The sequence below is a fragment of the Bacillus sp. FSL K6-2841 genome (assembly GCF_037976435.1).
Taxonomy (GTDB): domain Bacteria; phylum Bacillota; class Bacilli; order Bacillales; family Bacillaceae; genus Bacillus; species Bacillus pumilus.
Map to the genome: position 1 here is coordinate 1,114,891 of NZ_CP150266.1, position 19,721 is coordinate 1,134,611.

Annotated in this window: 13 protein-coding genes and 1 riboswitch; of the genes, 9 read left to right on the top strand and 4 right to left on the bottom strand. The window is 42.8% G+C overall.

The window, feature by feature from the left end; translation table 11 throughout:
• Nucleotides 1–196: 196 nt before the first annotated feature.
• Genes MHH68_RS05440 through MHH68_RS05465 form a run of 6 tightly spaced genes read left to right on the top strand, consistent with a single transcriptional unit; the run spans nucleotide 197 to nucleotide 8,507 of the window.
• A complete protein-coding gene (locus tag MHH68_RS05440; RefSeq protein ID WP_058014339.1) occupies nucleotides 197–1,543 on the top strand; it encodes an aspartate aminotransferase family protein in 1,347 nt (448 codons plus the stop codon).
• Entirely contained in the window at nucleotides 1,530–3,026 is a 1,497-nt protein-coding gene (locus tag MHH68_RS05445; protein WP_339165463.1) for an aspartate aminotransferase family protein, read from the top strand. The genes MHH68_RS05440 and MHH68_RS05445 overlap by 14 nt, the downstream gene beginning before the upstream one ends.
• Nucleotides 3,023–4,804 (top strand): IucA/IucC family protein, encoded by a 1,782-nt coding sequence (locus tag MHH68_RS05450; protein ID WP_339165465.1) that lies wholly within the window; start codon nucleotides 3,023–3,025, stop codon nucleotides 4,802–4,804. Before MHH68_RS05445 ends, MHH68_RS05450 begins: the two co-directional genes overlap by 4 nt.
• The gene (locus tag MHH68_RS05455) at nucleotides 4,801–5,355 is read left to right on the top strand and encodes a GNAT family N-acetyltransferase (RefSeq protein ID WP_061407324.1); all 555 of its coding nucleotides are present in this window, start codon (nucleotides 4,801–4,803) and stop codon (nucleotides 5,353–5,355) included. The genes MHH68_RS05450 and MHH68_RS05455 overlap by 4 nt, the downstream gene beginning before the upstream one ends.
• Nucleotides 5,330–6,679 (top strand): lysine N(6)-hydroxylase/L-ornithine N(5)-oxygenase family protein, encoded by a 1,350-nt coding sequence (locus tag MHH68_RS05460; RefSeq protein WP_144462366.1) that lies wholly within the window; start codon nucleotides 5,330–5,332, stop codon nucleotides 6,677–6,679. Before MHH68_RS05455 ends, MHH68_RS05460 begins: the two co-directional genes overlap by 26 nt.
• Before the next feature lie 13 nt (nucleotides 6,680–6,692).
• On the top strand, nucleotides 6,693–8,507 hold the full coding sequence (locus MHH68_RS05465; RefSeq protein WP_339165468.1) for an IucA/IucC family siderophore biosynthesis protein: 1,815 nt from the start codon (nucleotides 6,693–6,695) through the stop codon (nucleotides 8,505–8,507).
• Nucleotides 8,508–8,752: 245 nt separating this feature from the next.
• Here the strand turns inward: MHH68_RS05465 and MHH68_RS05470 are convergent, their stop codons facing one another.
• From MHH68_RS05470 to MHH68_RS05485, 4 genes are all read right to left on the bottom strand, one after another.
• A complete protein-coding gene (locus MHH68_RS05470) occupies nucleotides 8,753–9,610 on the bottom strand; it encodes a GNAT family N-acetyltransferase (RefSeq protein WP_339165469.1) in 858 nt (285 codons plus the stop codon).
• Between the two features lie 125 nt (nucleotides 9,611–9,735).
• Complete coding sequence (metH, locus tag MHH68_RS05475; protein ID WP_339165470.1) at nucleotides 9,736–13,164, bottom strand: methionine synthase; 3,429 nt, start codon at nucleotides 13,162–13,164, stop codon at nucleotides 9,736–9,738.
• A complete protein-coding gene (locus tag MHH68_RS05480; protein WP_339165472.1) occupies nucleotides 13,148–14,989 on the bottom strand; it encodes a bifunctional homocysteine S-methyltransferase/methylenetetrahydrofolate reductase in 1,842 nt (613 codons plus the stop codon). Before MHH68_RS05480 ends, metH begins: the two co-directional genes overlap by 17 nt.
• 78 nt (nucleotides 14,990–15,067) lie before the next feature.
• Nucleotides 15,068–15,186: riboswitch (SAM riboswitch) on the bottom strand.
• An 81-nt stretch (nucleotides 15,187–15,267) separates the two neighbouring features.
• The gene (locus MHH68_RS05485) at nucleotides 15,268–15,759 is read right to left on the bottom strand and encodes a YajQ family cyclic di-GMP-binding protein (protein ID WP_003211707.1); all 492 of its coding nucleotides are present in this window, start codon (nucleotides 15,757–15,759) and stop codon (nucleotides 15,268–15,270) included.
• Nucleotides 15,760–15,996: 237 nt separating this feature from the next.
• Between MHH68_RS05485 and MHH68_RS05490 the strand changes: the two genes are divergently transcribed.
• The 3 genes from MHH68_RS05490 (at nucleotide 15,997) to MHH68_RS05500 (ending at nucleotide 19,700) form a co-directional block, all read left to right on the top strand.
• The gene (locus MHH68_RS05490) at nucleotides 15,997–16,845 is read left to right on the top strand and encodes a S1 RNA-binding domain-containing protein (RefSeq protein WP_339165474.1); all 849 of its coding nucleotides are present in this window, start codon (nucleotides 15,997–15,999) and stop codon (nucleotides 16,843–16,845) included.
• Nucleotides 16,846–17,076: 231 nt separating this feature from the next.
• Nucleotides 17,077–18,054 carry a BMP family ABC transporter substrate-binding protein gene (locus MHH68_RS05495; RefSeq protein ID WP_268498104.1) on the top strand — a complete coding sequence of 326 codons (978 nt, stop codon included), beginning with the start codon at nucleotides 17,077–17,079 and terminating at the stop codon, nucleotides 18,052–18,054.
• Nucleotides 18,051–19,700, top strand: coding sequence for a methyl-accepting chemotaxis protein (locus MHH68_RS05500; RefSeq protein ID WP_058014328.1), 1,650 nt, complete (start codon nucleotides 18,051–18,053; stop codon nucleotides 19,698–19,700). The genes MHH68_RS05495 and MHH68_RS05500 overlap by 4 nt, the downstream gene beginning before the upstream one ends.
• The last annotated feature ends 21 nt before the right edge of the window (nucleotides 19,701–19,721 follow it).

Here is a 19,721-nt window from a genome sequence, read left to right on the forward strand (position 1 = left end):
TTCCGTCTCACGCGTTTATTCTCCTTATAGCAGTAGAGGTTTGTCAAAATGACACGAAATTACTCGTTAAATAGAGAATATAGCATTCATATGCTTTTAGAATCATCTTTTTGAATACAATTGACTTTCATATCTCACATCCTCTAGGCTAGTAAATGAAAATGATAATCTTTATCAATTGGAGGAGTGTTTTATTATGTCCATCAAAACCGTTTCTAAAAATCAGCAATTTTTGGAGCAGCAAAGTCAAAGAGAATCGAATGCAAGGTCTTATCCGAGACGGTTCCCATTAGCCATGCAAAAAGCCGAAGGTATGATCGTGACAGATGCGGATGGTAGAGAGTTTTACGACTGTCTGGCAGGCGCAGGAACACTTGCACTTGGTCACAATCATCCAGTTGTTATAGATGCAATTGAACGTATGCTTCATGAAAAAAGACCATTGCATACGCTGGACATAACCTCAGAAATTAAAGAAGAATTTGTGAATGAAATTTTTTCTCACTTGCCAGAAGAGTTTGCAAAAAGAGCCAAAATTCAATTTTGTGGACCAACTGGTGGTGATGCCATAGAAGCAGCGATTAAATTAGTCAAAACAGCGACAGGGAATCGAAGCATTCTATCATTCCATGGTGCGTATCACGGTGCGACACATGCCACGATGTCATTAAGTGGGAATTTATCTCCGAAGGAAAGAGTGCAAGGGTTAATACCTGATGTTCATTTTATGCCTTACCCATATGAATATCGCTGCCCATTTGGCATTGGTGGGAGGGATTCGCACCGCATTTCAAGTTCGTATATTGAGCGCGTATTAAATGATCCTGAAAGTGGTATTCTTCCGCCAGCCGGCATGATCTTTGAAGCAGTGCAAGGCGAGGGGGGCTCCATTCCAGCATCGATTGAATGGATGAAAGAAATGAGAAGAATCACAAAAGAAAAAGGGATCCCACTCATTATTGATGAGGTTCAATCAGGCATCGGCCGAACAGGGAAGATGTTTGCCTTTGAACATGCAGGAATTGTACCTGACGTTATTGTGCTGTCAAAAGCCATTGGTGGAAGCCTGCCGCTTTCAGTGGTGATTTATGATCAAGATTTAGATCAATGGAATCCAGGTGCACATATCGGAACATTTAGAGGAAATCAAATGGCAATGGCTGCTGGAACCGCTACGCTTAAATTTATCAAAGAAAATAACCTGCTTGATCATGTAGAACGGTTAGGAGATCGTATGCAGGCGCATCTCAAAGACATCCAAAAACAAGTCCCTGCTCTCGGTGATGTTCGAGGAAGAGGTTTAATGATTGGCGTTGAAGTAGTCAATCCAAATGAGAAACAGGATGTTGACGGAAGCTATCCAGCGAATCCAGAGCTGGCCAGTCTTATTCAAAAGAATTGCTTCGACAAAGGGTTAATTGTGGAGACAGGAGGCCGTTTCGGAAGTGTCATTCGATTCCTGCCACCACTCATTATGACAGAAGAACAGCTTGAAAAAGTCATCGCTATTTTTAAAGAGGCCGTGTACGATGCAATCAACTAAGGCTCCAGTGGATTCATTATTTATCAATCAAAGCCAGCTTGGAAGAGAGTCCTTCCAAGCGGCTCTTCATACATCTATCGACAGCTTACTGGATCAATGGCAAAAAGACACAGGACCATACAGTGGGATATTGCCTGGGAAATTAGCGGCTAGTGTCGAATCGCTATTCCGATTTCAACCGTCTGGAGAATCCATTGAATCTGTCTTTCAAGATATAAAAGAACATCTTTTACCGCATTTGATTGATGTATCGCATCCTAAATGCTTGGCACATCTGCATTGTCCACCGCTCATTCCTGCACTTGCCGCAGAGGTAATGGTAAGTTCCTTTAACCAATCAATGGATTCCTTTGATCAAAGCGGTATTGCTTCTTTGGTTGAGGAAGAAATCCTCAAGTGGCTATGTGCGAAGTTTTCTTATGGCGGCCAAGCAGATGGGACATTTACAAGCGGTGGAACTCAATCTAACTACATGGGGCTGCTTCTGGCGAGAGATGCCTTTTGTGAAAACACATGGCAGTGGAATGTTCAGCAGAAAGGCTTACCAAGTGAATCTCACCGCCTGAGAATCCTTTGCTCAAAGAATGCTCACTTCACTGTGAAAAAATCTGCCTCCCAGTTAGGTTTAGGAGAACAGGCAGTCGTACTAGTCGAGACAGATGAGCATCATCGAATGGACCTCACTGATTTGAAAAAGAAGCTGGCTGAGTTGAAGGAGCAGAACTTGCTGCCGTTTGCGGTAGTAGCCACTTGCGGGACAACGGATTTTGGCAGTATTGACCCAGTTCGAGAGGTATATGACCTCGTCAAGCCATACGGTCTTTGGATTCATGCAGATGCTGCCTACGGCGGAGCACTTGTACTAAGCGAAACCTACCGAAAGAAGTTAGACGGTATTGAGCTTGCTGATTCAATCACGATTGACTTTCACAAACAATTTTATCAGCCGATATCCTGCGGGGCATTTTTGCTAAAGGATAAAAGACATTTTGGTTTGATCAATTATCATGCCGATTATCTTAATCCAAAGGAAGACGAGCTCGATGGTATTCTACATCTCGTCAATAAATCTGTCCAAACGACGCGCCGGTTTGATGCCCTGAAATTACTTCTTTCTCTTCGTTTAATTGGAGAAGAAGGCTTTGGAGACATTATTGACCATACCATTCATTTTGCAAAGGATGTGGCTGCGCTTATTGAGAGAAATGATGACCTTGAAGTGATCAATCCTGAGCCAGAAATCAATGCAGTTGTGTTCCGATTTAAGGATGACGACCAAGCAGATGACGTCAATAAAATCATTCATCGGACATTATTCAAAAAAGGAACTGCTGTCATTGCAAAAACAGTGGTTAATGACCGAACATGCTTAAAATTCACTTTGTTAAATCCAAGAACGACAATCACACATATTGAGGAAATCCTTTCTGACATCGTTGATATCGGGATTGCTCATATTCAATCCGGGAGGGTACTACGTTGAGTCAATATAAACAAATGGCTGAAAATGCAACCATGCAAAGCTTTTTAAACTGTTTTTTACGCGAAACAGGAATCGATCGATCTGCAAAAAAAGAGGTGAGAGCAGATGGCTCGTTTGTCTTCATCGCAAAACTAGCAAAACAAGATCTAGAGCTAGTGATTCCGATCCGATATGTTTCATCTGTTGGCCGTCATCTCTTTGATTTTCCGATTCGCTTTCGCCCGCAAGGCAGTGAACAAGAGGGCGCAATCGTCGATTACACGACACTTGTTGCTTTATGTTCAAAGGAGCTTCTCATTGAATATGGCCGTACAGATGCAGAGGATGAATTCATGCTTCGCATCATTTTAAGCTGCCGAAATATTGAACGGTTCTTAAAGGAGAGAGAAAGTGATCGATCCGCTCTTTCTGAAGCCGATTTTGAGTATATCGAGGCTGAGCAGTCACTTCTCCTTGGTCATTTAACGCATCCTACCCCAAAAAGCAGACAAGGAATGACAGAGGAGGAGGAAGCAATCTATTCTCCTGAGCTGAAAGGGACTTTCCAGCTTCATTACTTTAAAGCGCATCATTCGATTGTGCTTCAGGATTCGTCTATTACACAGTCTGCGGCAAGTCTAATGTTAGAGGAGCTCTTGCGCCAAGTGCCAGAAGAAAAAGAGAGGCTGAATACGTTAGTAGAAAACGGAGAATATGTGCTCCTTCCGATTCATCCGCTTCAAGTGAAGGTGGTCATGGAGAAAGCGTTCGTGAACCGTTATATAGAGGAAGGGAAACTCTCTTATTTAGGCCCGATGGGATCTGAATACACAGCGACCTCATCTTTCAGAACCGTCTATCAAAAGGATTCTGCTTACATGCTCAAATTCTCTGTTCCTGTGAAAATTACAAACTCCTTACGTGTTAATAAACAAAAGGAACTCGATCGCGGTGTAGAGATGTCGCGCATTTTAAAAACAGAATTAGGCGTTTCTTTATACGACAAATTTTCTGGATTCCGGGTCATTGAAGATCCCGCCTATTTATCCATTCAAGGAGAAGAGGCGGAATCTGGCTTTGAAGTAGTCATTCGTCAAAATCCATTTTTACATCGTGAAAAAGGAGCGAGCTTAATTGCTGGATTGTGTCAGGATCATGCGTATGGTGGAAAATCGCGATTAGCAGGGATCATTCATGACCTTGCAGACGCAGAAGGCCGATCAACGAATGATGTAAGCCAAGATTGGTTTAAGCAATATTTAACCATTTCGTTAGAACCGATGCTTTGGCTGTTTGAAACGTATGGTCTTGCGCTTGAAGCCCATCAGCAAAACGCTGTTGTGCAAATGAAGGATGGTTACCCGCACACCTTCTATTATCGTGACAACCAAGGCTACTATTATAGTGAATCGAAAAAGGATAAACTCGCAAATCTTGTCCAAAACCTGAGCGTGAGAAGTGAAACGATTTGTGCAGATGAAGTAGCCGTTGAGAGACTGCGTTATTATTTCTTCTTTAATCATTTATTTGGTCTTATTAACGGCTTTGGTACAGAAGGTCTGGCGAAAGAAGAAGACTTGCTCGCCCTTGTGAGAGACACATTGCTCGCTCATGAGGAAACATACGGTGCATCTGAACTGACAAACAGCCTACTTCGCTTAAAGGAACTCCCTTCAAAAGCGAATTTGCTGACACGGTTTGAAGATATGGATGAGCTGACAGGATCTCTGGAAACACAGTCTCGTTACACAGCTGTTTTGAATCCACTTTTTTTACATAAGGAGGCGCTGATTGGATGAGGCATCGTATTCATTTTATTCGGGCTGAATATGAAAGAGATGTCCGGCTTGTCCACAAGTGGATGCAAGAGGAGTATGTTCACCCATTTTGGCATTTGAATATTCCGTTTCCTGCTTTTGAAAAGCATTTTTATCAGGCAATTCATGATCCGCATCAAACCCTTTATTTAGGCACAATTGATGGGACACCCATGAGTTATTTTGAGGCGTACAACGTCAAAGGTGATGTCATTGAATCTTACTATCAGCCTTCTCCGCATGATCAAGGAATCCATCTATTAATAGGGGAGCCGGATTATGTGGGAAAAGGTTTTGCAGCCCCGCTGCTTCAGGCCATGACAGCATTTCAATTTGAGCAGAACAAACGAACAGAAAAAATCGTCGCTGAGCCGGATATTCGCAATGAAAAAATGATCCATGTATTTGAAAAATGCGGCTTTGAACGTGTAAAACCAGTCAATTTACCCGATAAAACCGGTCTTTTGATGTTTTGTGATCGAGAACGATTCGAAAGGAAGTATAACCATGACGCGGTTCAACAAGCAAAATAATGTAGTGGATGTAATAGGAATCGGCATTGGTCCGTTTAACTTAGGTCTTGCCGCATTATCTGAAGAGGTAAATGATATTGACGCTTTGTTTTTTGAAAGAAGTGAAGCCTTTCATTGGCACCCAGGGATGCTTATTGAGGGGACGACACTGCAGGTTCCCTTTTTAGCGGACCTTGTCAGTATGGCAGATGTGAAAAGTAAATATAGCTTTCTTAACTACTTACAGGAACAAAACCGTTTGTATTCATTTTACTTTCTAGAGGATTTTCATATCCCGCGCAAGGAATATAGTCATTATTGCCGCTGGGTCGCAGACCAGTTAGACTCTTGCCGATTTGGCATGAACGTCGAATCTGTCTCATTGATCGAGAAAGCAGGAGAAAAGCGTTATGAAGTGCATGTTCGTCATGTGAAAGACCAAACGGTAGAGGTGTTTGAAAGTAAGCATCTCGTCTTAGGAATTGGTACACAGCCGGCGATACCAGCATCGCTCCAGCCAGCTTTAGGAGAGAAGGTTTTTCATTCCGCCGACTATTTAAAACGAAAAAAAGAAGGCTGTTTCAAAGGGAAATCTGTGACAGTGATCGGCTCTGGTCAAAGTGCGGCAGAAGTGTTCTATGATATTTTATCAGATGATGAGGCTAAGGATATTCACTGGTTCACACGCTCTAAAGGATTTTTCCCAATGGAATATTCAAACCTTGGTCTTGAATATTTCTCTCCAGATTATATTGATTTCTTTTATGAGCTTCCGCAAACAAAAAAGGATGCGTTGTTAAAGCAGCAGGACTTGCTGTATAAAGGCATCAGCTCTGCAATGATCCGTGATATTTATCATTTGCTATATGAACGTTCTGCCTGCGGAAAGCAGTTGAATACAGTGCTTCAAGCGATGACGGAGGTTAACTTGATTGAGGAAACATCTCGCGGCTTGTCCCTTTCATGCACGCAATGGGTCAAGGAGGACTCCTTTACCCACGAGACAGATATTGTCGTGCTGGCGACGGGCTATCAATCGGTACTGCCGCCGTTTATCAACCCAATTTCTCATCACATTCAATGGGACGATCAAGGACGGTTCCAAGTTGAACGTGAATATCGCTTGAAAACAAATACAATGGGTGAAAATGATATATTTGTCCAAAATGCAGAGCTTCATACACATGGTGTTGGCGCCCCGGATTTAGGGCTTGGTGCTTACCGAAATAGTGTGATTATCAATGAACTTGCTCGTCAAACTGTGTATCCACTTTATCAAAAGCACGTCTTCCAGACATTTGGTACACGTATGAACGTCAACACATTTGAAGAAATCAAAGGTTAAGGAGGATGAAGCGATGAGTGTACAAGATGAATTGAAAAAAGCGGTGAATCCTGCTGCTTGGAAAAAGGCAAACCAGCGAATGGTAGCAAAAATGCTGTCTGAATACATGTATGAGGATATGCTTCATCCCGTGCAGCTAGATCATAAGGATGGCATTGCTCAGTATGAATTAATTATTCACGAACAGAAGAAATATCGCTATCTTGCAAAACCTCGTTTGTTTGATAGTTTTGATACAATCGCTGAATCAATCGAGTGCTGTCAAGATGGAAAATGGTCAAAGGATGTCAGTGCAATCGTGTTTTTACTAGACATTCAGCCGCTCATTCCAATGTCTTCTGAGACAACAGGACATCTTATAAAAGAGCTTCACCATACCCTGTTAGCGGATGTCCATTTGCTTTCGAAAAAAGCACTTCGTGCGGATGAGTTAACAGATACTGATTATGCATGGATTGAAGGAGAGATGACAGGCCATCCTTGGATTGTGTATAACAAAGGACGCATTGGATTCAGTTACGATGACTACCTAGCCTACGCACCTGAAAGGCAAGAAAGTGTGCAGCTGTCTTGGATTGCTGTTCACCGGGACCTTGCGACATTCCATGCAGTCGATCATGAAAACTATGAGCAGGTAATCGCCAAAGAGTTAGATGAAGTCACGATCCGTCAATTTCACCGCGTGCTAAAGGATGAAGGATTGATTGTAGCTGATTATTATTTGATGCCTGTTCATAAGTGGCAGTGGACACACATGATTATTCAGCATTTCCCGGAAGATTTGGCGATGCGCCGGATTGTGTATGTAGGAGAGGGACTGGACCAATATATCCCGCAGCAGTCGATCAGAACTTTTACGAACATCTCAAATAAAGGCAAGCATCATATTAAACTGCCAATGAGTATTTTAAATACGCTTGTGTACCGGGGACTTCCGTCAGAACGGACAGTCATTGCCCCTCGTATTACAGCGCATATTAAAGGGATTGCGGACCAAGATTCATTTTTATCTGATGTCTGCCGCGTGATATTACCTGGTGAGAATGCAAGTATTAATGTCGATCATCCTTACTATAGCAAACTACCTGGTGCGCCGTATCAATATCTTGAGATGCTCGGTGTGATTTTTAGAGAAAGTATTTACTCGTACTTAGATGAAGGAGAGACCCCTGTTACACTTGCGGCACTCACCTATGAGGATCATGAAGGTGAGCCATTTGTGAAACAGCTGATTGAAAAATCAGGTCTCTCAGCTAAAGAGTGGATGGCGAAATTTTTCCATGTGGTCATGCCGCCACTGCTGCATTTTATGTATCAATACGGCACCGTCTTTTCACCGCACGGACAAAATACGATTCTTGTGTTAAAAGATCATCAGCCTCATCGTTTGGCGATCAAAGATTTTGTTGACGATGTGAACATTAGTGATCAGCCGCTGCCTGAATTGGCTTCTCTAGGAGACGATTTAAAAGAAGTGCTGCGGAGTGAACCGCCGGAAGGCTTAGTGCAGTTTATCTTTACAGGATTGTTTATTTGCAACCTGCGTTACGTATCAAACGTGTTAGAGAACCATCAGCTATTAGATGAAGTGACACTTTGGAGCTTGCTTGCCGAACAAATTCAGCAGTATCAAAAGCAATTCCCACAGCTGAAGGACCGTTTTGAACTCTTTGATCTATTCCAGCCGAAGCTGACAAAGCTGTGCTTAAATCGTAATCGAATGATTGATTATGGGTATGGAGACGGAGATGACCGCCCGCATGCATCAGAGCATGGAAAGGTCACAAATGCACTCGCACATGTTCTTTCGTCCACCTGTGAGAAGTAATAGAAAAGCTGTAGACATCAAGTGTCTACAGCTCAGCGTGTAGACAAACCCTCGCATTCTTTGTCAGTCCTGTGCGCTGGTGCTCACGAATTGCAAATTCGCTCCGCGCCAGTGCTCGGCCTTCCTAGACTTCAAAGGTTTTCAATCACGTTGAAAAGAAGACAAAGGGCTAAAATAAAGATCATTTTAGCCCTTTGTCAACAATCTGAAGCTGTAGACATCAAGTGTCTACAGCTTTTTATATATTACGAAAATGCTTGAGAGGCAAGGAAATAAAGAAGGGCGGGATCGTTCAGCTTTTCTTTTCCGCGAATCATCATAAAATGAGCTTTGTTTGTTTTCGTAAAACCTGCTTCAACAAGTGATTCATGGAGGCGCTCAGCTGTTTCTTCCTGCATATCTAAACGAATCGGACCCGAATAAGACGAAATGAGCGAACGAACCAGCGAGAGAGCTGTAAGTTCATCATTTGCAGCAAGCGGTCCAATCATTAAATTGGCAGGTGTTTCAACGCCGAACGCAAAGCCAGTTGTTTCGTGATGTTCATTCTTTGCAATGATACGCTGCGCTGCCCGGTTCATCCGGTTTTTTAAAAAGCTTGATCGATTTGTGCCTGCGGCTTTTTCATCTAGTGCTTCAATACACGGAAGGTGCGATTCATCGGCAGGAGACAGGTAAATGTCATCTGACACACGAAGCGCTTCTTGGTTCGGGTTTTGTGCTTTGTAAGTCGTAATGTAACCAGCCGTGTGAAACCCGATTTTTTTGTAAACAGGCCGCCCCTGAACAGTCGCGGTTAAAAAGACAGGAATGCTGTGATCACATTGATCTAGCAGAGTGTCAATCATTTTCCTTGCAAGACCTAAGCCGCGATGTGTCCTAGATACAATGACGGCACCAATTGAAGCCATTCGATCATATTGGAAAAGTCCTGCACATGAGATGACTTGTCCATCCGCTGTTGAAAAACCTGTGAAATACCCACTTGTTAAAAGAGATGTGAGCTCTTCCGCATTGTAATCAGGCCAGTCTACCTCTTGTGACAATGCGATAAGATCTGGTATGTCATCGAGTGTTAATGCTCGTTGAACAACGTTTGTCATGACATGCAACTCCTTCTTAGCTGAATTCATCTATGTGTATCGTACCATAAGAAGGTATAGTGTAAAAATTGAAGTTTATCTAATCTTCCCATCAAAAAAGGACCTCCAATTTCGGAGATCCTGCATTAATGAACATTAAAATATCGAGCTTCAGGATGAGAAACGACGATCGCTGAAACAGATGCTTCAGGTTCCATCATAAATCCTTCTGTCAGATGGATGCCGATTTTTTCAGGCTGAAGCAGCTTGAACAGCTTTTCTTGGTCTTCAAGGTTTGGGCAAGCGGGATAACCAAAGGAATAGCGCTGTCCTTGATATTTCGCTTGGAAACGTTTTTCCATTGTGAAATCGACTGGGTCAGGGAAGCCCCATTTGTCACGAATCACTTGGTGGGTTCTTTCGGCTAACCCTTCTGCAAGCTCAAGCGCCAGAGCTTGAACCGCATGCATTTTTAAATAATCTCCTTCTTGCTTAAATTGCTGCGCGACTTCACGTATACGCGCTCCGGCTGTGACGGCAAATAAGGCAATATAATCTTTCTCCTTTTCACCGCTTCCCCGCACATAATCAGAAATGGAGCGGTATGGAAGCTTCTCCTGTCTTGGAAATTGGAACGTTTCAATGATACGGTCAGGCGCTTTGGGATCATAAATGTGCAGATCATTTCCGTTAGAACTGGCAGGATAAAATTGATAGACAAAAGCAGGCGCAAACCAGTTTTTCTCTCTGCCTTCGTTTAGAAGATCTGTGACAAGCTGCTTTAATTCCAATGCTTTTGGATGCTGTTCAGCCAACAGCTTTTTCACCTTTCCTTTTAATCCAAGGTGGTGGCCAATAAGCATTTGTTCATTCACATAAGGCATAATGTGATGCAGATCGATGTCTCTTACATAATGACGTGCCGTATTTTCTGGTGTGAAAATAGGTGCCTCAGGGAGCGCCGCACGTTTTTCTAGTAATTCAATGACAGCTTGTGGCTGCTTTGTTTCTTTCTCTTTGACAGGAGACACAGGCTCTTCATCGGGCTTTATTTGAAATTGAAGAGGATTTGCTTTTAACTCATTGGCTAAAGATAAGCCGTCCATGGCATCTTTTGCGTAAAGGACCGGTCCGTCATAATGAGGCGAAATCTTCATTTTCGTAAATTTCCGAGAAAGTGCAGCACCACCGACCAAAATAGGCACGGAAATATTCGCTTTTTGTAAATCCTGAGCGGTGAGGACCATTTGCTGGGCTGACTTCACGAGTAATCCTGATAATCCAATCATATCTGGCTTTTCTTTTTGCACAGCTTCGATCAATGTTTGCGGTGTCACCTTGATTCCGAGGTCGACCACTTGAAAGCCGTTATTACTCAAAATGATGTCGACAAGGTTTTTCCCAATATCATGGACATCTCCTTTTACAGTGGCAAGTAGAATTTTACCTTTCCCGCTTGCATGCTGCTTTTCCATATATTGTTCGAGATACGATACAGAAGCCTTCATGACCTCTGCCGATTGAAGAACTTCCGCCACAATCAGTTCGTTTTGATTAAAAAGACGACCAACCTCAGCCATTCCCTGCATTAACGGACCATTGATGATATGAAGTGGTGATTCAAATTGCTGTAGAGCAAGGGATAAATCATCGATAAGACCTTCTTTTGTTCCTTCGACGACATAGAGTGCCAGCCTTTCATCAAGCGATAAGGAGATCTTTGGTTTTTTCTCCGTTTTCTTTTTGCCGCGGTAAAATTGGGTGAATTCAGCAAGGGTTTGATCATTTGTTTCATAGAGCAACGTTTCAGCGAGCTTGATTTCTTCCTTTGGAATAGAAGCGAAGCGTTCAAGCTTTTCTGTATTCACAATGGCGTAGTCAAGTCCTGCTTGGACGCAGTGATACAAGTAGACGGCATTCAAGATTTCTCTCCCAAGAGGCGGGAGTCCAAAAGACACGTTGCTGATGCCTAAAATCGTCAGACACTCAGGCAGGTTTTCCTTGATCATTTTGATGCCTTTGATCGTTTCTTCGGCAGCGCCAATATACTGCTCGTCTCCAGTCCCCACTGGAAAGACAAGTGGATCAAAAATGATGTCACTTGCGGGAATGCCATATTTCTTCGTTAATAGATCATGAGAGCGTACCGCAATCTCGAGCTTTCGTTCTGCTGTTACAGCCATCCCTGTTTCATCGATCGTGCCGACAACAAGTGCACCACCGTACAGCTTCACAAGTGGAAGAATTTCTTCAAAGCGTTCTTCGCCATCCTCAAGGTTAATAGAATTGATGATGGCTTTCCCTTGGGAATATGTCAGCGCCTTTTCGATCACGTGTTTATCCGTTGAATCAATGACAAAAGGGGCTTTGACTTTTTTCATAGCCTCTTGTAAAAAACCTTCCATGTCTGCCGCCTCATCGCGGTCTGGATCAGCAAGACACACATCAATCACGTGAGCACCGTTTTTTACCTGTGCACGAGCAACTTCTGATGCTTCTTCAAACTTTTGTTCCGCAATGAGTCGTTTGAATTTGCGTGAACCAATCACGTTGGTCCGTTCTCCTACAAAAAGAGGTCGCATTGATTCCTCATATAGTAGGGGCTCAATTCCTGATACAGTATGCTGAGACGATTCATGCGTGATGTGACGCGGCTGAATCGTGCGTACTTCATCTGACAATGCCTGTATATGTGCAGGTGTTGTTCCGCAGCAGCCGCCAACAATATTTAACCAGCCTTCCTTGGCAAAGGCGGAAATTTTTTTAGCAAGTGAAGCTGGGGATTCATGATATTGACCTTCTTCATCAGGGAGACCAGCATTTGGATAGCAGCTAACTGCTGACTTGGCGATGGAGGATAGCGTGCGGATATGGTCTGTCATAAATTCAGGACCCGTCGCACAGTTCAGACCGATACTCATCGGTTTCATATGCTCAAGAGAAATATAAAAGGCTTCAATATCCTGACCAGCAAGGGTCGTGCCCATCGGTTCAATCGTACCTGATACCATGAGAGGCAGCTCAATACCTGTCTGCTGGAAGGCTTCCTGAATGCCTTTGAAACCAGCTTTTACATTCAGCATGTCTTGACTTGTTTCTAAAAGAAGGGCATCACATTTGCCATCAATCAGGGCGCGTGCTTGCTCTTCATAGTTTCTGACGAGCTCATCGAAGGTTGTGCCGCCTGTCACAGATAATGTTTTCGTAGTGGGACCCATCGCACCTACAACAAATCGAGGCTGCTCCGGCGTGGAGAAACGGTCAGCTTCTTCCTTTGCCAGCTGGGCAGCCCGTGCATTGAGTTCATAGGCAAGGTGGCCAAGCCCGTATTCGTCAAGGACGAGCTTTGTAGCCCCGAACGTATTCGTTTCAATGAGATCGGCGCTTGCCTCAAGGTATTCTCTATGAATCGTGCGGATGATGTGAGGGGCTGTCACATTCAAATACTCGTTACAGCCCTCATACTCCTCGCCGCCAAAGTCTTCTGCTGTGAGATTGGCATTTTGAATCATGGTCCCCATTGCACCATCAAGGACGAGAATGCGTTTCTTCAGCTGTTCAGTGATAGTTGACATGGATGTTTGACTCCTTTTCTTTCTGATGAATGTAGGTGGTTAGTTCTGCTGTTAAGTCTGATCGAAGGAAAGGAGTAATTAAATAAATGCCATTAAACAATTCACAGGCTGTATCTAATAAAGAGCGGGCAATCGCTAAGCCTTCTGCTCGCTGCTTTTCTTTATCCTCACCAGCCCTCGCCATAATGTCACGAATGGAATCAGATAATTTGATGCCTGGAATTTCATGATGAATAAACTCCGCATTTCGACTGCTTGTTAACGGCATAATGCCAATATAAATCGGTTTATCTAAATGACGGCTCTCCTCATGAATTTTCACAAGCTGTTCCTCAGAATAAACAGGCTGTGAAATAAAATAATCAGCACCGTATTCGATTTTTTTCTCAAGACGTTTGACCGCTTTATCAATGTGACGAACATTCGGATTAAACGCGCCAGCTACTGAAAAATTGGTCTTTTTGCCAAGCGGTTTCCCTGAGAAAGAAAGGCCTTCGTTAAACTGCTTAATCAGCCGGATCAAATCAAAGGAGGTTAAATCATAAACCGACGTTGCACCTGGGAAATCCCCAATCTTAGAAGGGTCGCCTGTAATGGCTAAAATATCAGTTAAACCAAGGGTGTCAAGACCCATCAAATGGGACTGAAGCCCAATCAAATTACGATCACGGCATGTGATATGGACGAGTGAGCGCATATCAAGCTGCTGTTTCAATAATGCCCCGCAAGCCACATTGCTAATGCGCGGGGTTGCAAGAGAATTATCAGCTAATGTCAAGGCATCAATGCCTGCATTCTTTAACTCATTTGCCGCGACGAGAAATTTTTCGAAGTTCAGCTTCTTCGGCGGATCAAGCTCTACAATAATCGTCCGTTTTTTCGTAGCGAGCTCATCAAGACCTGGTTCAGTCCGCTGATCTTGAATCGAAATGATTTCTTCTTTTAAAACTTTCACTTCTTTTTCAGTGATCGGTGCTAAATCCTTGACCGCTTCAGCCATTGCTTGAATATGCTGAGGCGTTGTTCCGCAGCAGCCGCCGATAATACGTGCGCCTTGATTTCTAAATTCAAGTGCACTTTTTCGGAAATAATCGTTATCTGTATCATAGACGAGTCTGCCTTCTTCAAGAGAGGGAAGACTGCTGTTAGGATAGACTGATAAATGGGAATTTTCTAAAATTGGAACGCCTTCGAGTGCCTGAATCATATGATAAGGGCCCAGCCGGCAGTTGATGCCAACGACGTCTGCACCAAGAGAAGACAATTCAGATAAACCATCCTTGAGCGGTGTTCCATCCTGCAACACACCTTGTTCATGCATGGAGACGTTCATGACAATTGGGAGAGTCGTTTCTTTACGTGCAATTTGGAGAATGGCCTTCGCTTCTTCCATGTCATAATACGTTTCTAGCAATAATCCATCAGGCTGCTCGTTTAATAGAATGTATAGCTGCTCTCTAAAGCTTCGTTTAATTTCTTCAATCGTGTAGGCATTTTTGTTAAACGTTCGAATACCACCGATCGTTCCAAGGACATAAGCGGAGCCTGCGGCTGCTTTTGCGATTTGTACCGCCTTTGTATTGATACGCTTTGTTTCTTCCTCTAAGCCGTAGCGGGATAGTTTAATATAATTTGCGCCGTACGTATTCGTTTGAATGATGTCTGCACCAGCCTGCACATATGCTTCGTGCACGCGCTTTACCTCATCTTCTTTCGATAAATTTAATTCTTCAAAGCAGCGGTCAATGCCGTAAGAGTATAAAAGTGTTCCCATTGCACCGTCAGCAATCAGTACGCGGTTTTGTAAGTCTTGTAATAGGCCCATTGGTTTCCTCCTTATTTCTATGTAACAAAAAAAGCCTTCTGATAAGAAGAAGACTTTTTGGCTGTATCGTTATTCTTCTTCTTATCTTCCAAGCAGTTGCTTGCTGGATTTAGCACCTTGGTCATAGAAAATATTTTTCTACTACACCGGTTGCTGAGGCTTCACAGGGCCAGTCCCTCTGCCTCTCTTGATAAGAAAGCGATATGAACATGTCAATGAATTGAACTTCCATCCACTGTATCGAAAAAATCGGAAATAATCAATGGAAAATTTGAAATTTATCGAAAATTTATAAATTGAACGTCAATCGGTAAATCTGCCTTGCGCATAAGAGAGATAACCTCTTGTAAATCATCTTTATTTTTCCCTGTTACACGCACTTGGTCATCTTGAAATTGTGACTTCACTTTGATGCCAGATTGCTTAATGAGTGCATTGATCTTTTTAGCGTTGTCTTGATCAATTCCGCTGATCAGTTTCGCGCGCTGGCGCACTGTTCCGCCAAGGGCATGCTCAGTTTTTCCGTAATCGATGTTTTTAGTTGGAACGTTTCGTTTAATCAGCTTTGACACAAGGACATCTTTTAGCTGCTCCAGCTTGAAGTCATCATCAGAGATGAGAACGAGCTCTTCTTTTTCAAGAGAAATATCACTTTTACTTCCTTTAAAATCATAACGGTTTTTAATTTCCTTGAGCGCTGCTTGAACGGCGTTTTGCACCTCTGGCAGTTCCACCTTCGATACAATGTCAAATGAGCTTTCTTTTGCCATAACACATGACCTCCATGTATAGATATTGCGTCTATTTTATCATGCAACGTGGGGAAGAAGAAACTTTATCGAAGAGACGAGTCAAAGAGTTCTGCCAGTAGCGGTATAAATCGTGTTCGGTTTGTCCACTTTAGCTAACAGAACTAGAGATGTTCATGTGAGGAGAAGTATAGTAGAATAAAGTGAATCAAAAGATGAACGAACGCTCTTTTAAGAGCAGATAGGAAGGAAGAGAACATGAGACCAGGTGAGCAACTGACCTTGCAAATAGAGAACGAGATGGAATACGGTTACTTTTTGACAGATGGAGAAGATTCGGTCCTTTTGCACCGCAGTGAAATGACAGAAGATATTGGTGACCAGGATGAAGTAGAGGTCTACTTATACGTAGATCATGAAGAAAGACTAGCTGCGACGATGAAAATACCTTCAATCAATGTGCATACATATGGCTGGGTAGAAGTCGTAGACGTCGTAGAAGACATGGGTGCATTTGTGGATGTCGGGCTTTCAAAGGATGCACTAGTTGCAACAGAACATCTACCGCCTTTTGAGGAAGCATGGCCGAAAAAAGGAGACAAACTTTACTGTATGCTGAAAGTCACAAGCTACGGCAGAATGTTCGCAAAGCCAGCCACTGAAGATGTGATCAGTGAATTGTTTACTGAGGCACCTGAAACCTTAATGAACAAAGAAATCACTGGAACGATTTACCGCTTAATTGCGACAGGCTCGTTTATGCTGACAGATACAGGCGTGCGAGGGTTTATCCACCGTACGGAACGAAAGGAAGAACCAAGATTAGGATCGACCGTGACAGGACGCGTCATTGCAGTGAAAGAGGATGGAACCGTAAACGTGTCTCTGCTTCCTAGAAAACAGGAAGCGTTATCTGTCGATGCAGAAGAAATCTTAACCTATATGCGAACGAGAAATGGCGCTATGCCTTATGGAGACAAAAGTGATCCAGAAGACATCCGCGAACGATTCCAAATGAGCAAGGCAGCCTTTAAACGAGCATTAGGTCATTTGATGAAAAACGGCCTAGTCTACCAAAAAGAGGGCTGGACATACGAGAAAAAATGAGCAGCGTGAAAGAGAACTCTAACCTCATGGGTTTTCACATTACACTGAAATGAAGAAAAAGGGATAAAATCATGATGATTTTATCCCTTTTTTTATATTTGTTATAAATAATGGTTTTTTTCAGTGAAAAAAGTCATAAAAAATCTGGAAAACCTTCACATAATCATTGAAACAACGCCTCTCAAATCCGATAAGAAAGGAGTAAGGATGATAAAAGGAGTGTGTGTTTGGATGAAAGTGAAAATTTCATTACTTCTGTTGGTAGCCATGCTTATGGTGTTAGCTGCATGCAGCAATCAACAAGGGAAACCACCAGCATCAAATGCGAAGCATATTGGCGTTATGCTCACAGATGATGGTCTTGGTGATCAATCATTTAACGATTCGTCATTTAAAGGATTAGAAAAAGCACGTGATGACCTAGGAATTGAATTTGATTATAGAGAAATTGCAGAAACCGATACATATGAAAAAGGGCTGACCGAGCTCGTAAAAGCTGGCAATGACCTCGTCATCGGGGTAGGCTTTAGTATGCAAGAAGACTTAGAAAAAGTCGCAAAGAAATATCCGAAGAAGCAGTTCTTGCTCATTGATGCTGTATCTGAGCTAAAAAACGTAACCTCCGTGACGTTTAAAGAAGAGCAGGGCAGCTATTTAGCAGGCGCACTTGCTGCGATGACAACGAAAAGTGATGTCATTGGATTTGTTGGCGGTGTCGATGCGGATGTGATTCATCGTTTTGAAAAGGGGTTCCAAAAAGGCGCCAAATCAGTGAATCCGAAAATTAAGATCTTATCCACCTATGCCAATACGTTTAGTGATGCGGGCAAAGGCAGTAAAATAGCCAAAGACATGATCAAAAAGAAAGCAGATGTTTTATATGCCGCAGCAGGCTATACAGGTGTTGGTGTATTAAAAGAAGCACAATCAGAGGGCAAGTATGCCATTGGTGTAGATAGTGATCAGTACTACACCGCTGAAAAAGCGGTGATTTCGTCCATGGTAAAAAAAGTTGACGAAGTGGTCTATCAATTCAGCGAACAGCTCGTCAAGAGCAACAAAATCAAAAATGGGCATGTTATTTACGACTTAAGCAATGACGGAATCGACATGGCAAGAATTCGGGTGCTGAAGAATGCTGAAGCATTGACCAAAAAAGTAAATGAACTGAAGCAGAAATTGCTAAAAGAAGAGGGGGACGCATCATGAGCTTGCGCATCAAAATTTTACTCAACTCACTCGTCTCACTTCTTTTAGCAGTTGGCGTCATCGCCTTTATCATTGTTAGTATGACAAAGATCCAATCATCAAATGAAACAGAAGTTCAAACCTTATTAAACGTTCAAAAAACAAAAGCAAGCTTTGAAAGTGTCGAACAAGCCATGACCAATTACTCAATGACACTGTCTGATGAACAGCTAGAAGTTGTTCAAACCGATATTTCTACAGCAAAAAAACAGCTGCAAACGTTAAACAAAAATGCAGGTAATATCAATAAAGATGCACTAACAAGGTTAAATGCAAAATATGATACGTGGACCAAGGAAGCGAATGGCGCCATTGGTGAAAAAAATGCATCAGATGCAAGGCGGGTAGCAGCAAGAATTGATGGCGTCTTAAACGACGTGCATACAATGAATAAAAGAGCGGAAGAAGCGTATAAACAAAATCTAGAGAATACAGCGGATAATGTGCAATGGATCATCACAAGTGCACTCGTCGCAGCCCTTACACTGATCGTCATTGCTGTCTTTTTAAATATTGGATTAACAAGATCCATCGTGACACCAATTAAATCACTTTCCTACAGAGCGAAGCAGATCGCAGAAGGCAACCTTGCTGTCGAGCGGATGGACATTCAGCGTAAGGATGAAATCGGCGGCTTGAATGAATCCTTTAATCAAATGACAGATCAACTGATTAGTTTGATTAAAGAAATCAGTAATGTCTCAAGTCAAGTAGAGACATTCTCGATCCAGTTAGATGATGAAAACAAAAAGCTGATGGAATCTGCAAATCAAGTATCTGTCTCGACAGACGAGATGGCAAATGGGTCACAAGCCATTTCAGAGGATCTCCAGCATGGCGTCAGCTTGATTGAAAAGATGGATCAGCATGGACGTAAAAATTCCGAACGTTCACAAACAGTCATCCAAAGTACAGCGGACGCGATAGAAGCAGTAGAAAGTGGAAAGCACACGTTAACAGAAACCAAAACGGCGATTGAAAAAAACACACATGCCACAAGACAAATCGAACAGTCGGCAGGAGAATTCACGCAATATGCCAGCGGGATCTCGGCTATGGCCAAAACAGTTTCTGACATTGCGGATCAGACAAACTTACTTTCGCTAAATGCGGCGATCGAAGCGGCAAGAGCAGGTGAGGCTGGAAAAGGCTTTGCCGTTGTCGCAGATGAAATTCGTAAGCTTGCCGACGAATCATCTAACGCTACAAGACAAATCTTTGATATGGTCAGTCATATTGAAAGAGGCATTCAATCCATTAGTCAAACTGTCAAAGAAGGAGTCAAGCTTTCACTTCAGCAGCAGGATGCGATGGACAAAACCTCACACTCCTTTGAAGATATAGAAACAAAAGCGCAGCACATTAAACAAGAAATGGCGGTCTTAAATGACCAAATTGTTCAATCAACAGAGCTTGGCGGACAAGTGCTCAACTCGATTGAAAATATTAGTGCGGTTGTAGAAGAAACAGCAGCTGGCAGTGAAGAAATTTCTGCCTCTGCCAATGAACAGCTGCAATCATTCCATCAAATGAACAAACAAGTAGAAGAACTCATGAGTATGACGGCAAGGCTAAATGAAACCGTCCACCGTTTTAAACTTTCATAAGTCATAAGAAAAGCACCCTTC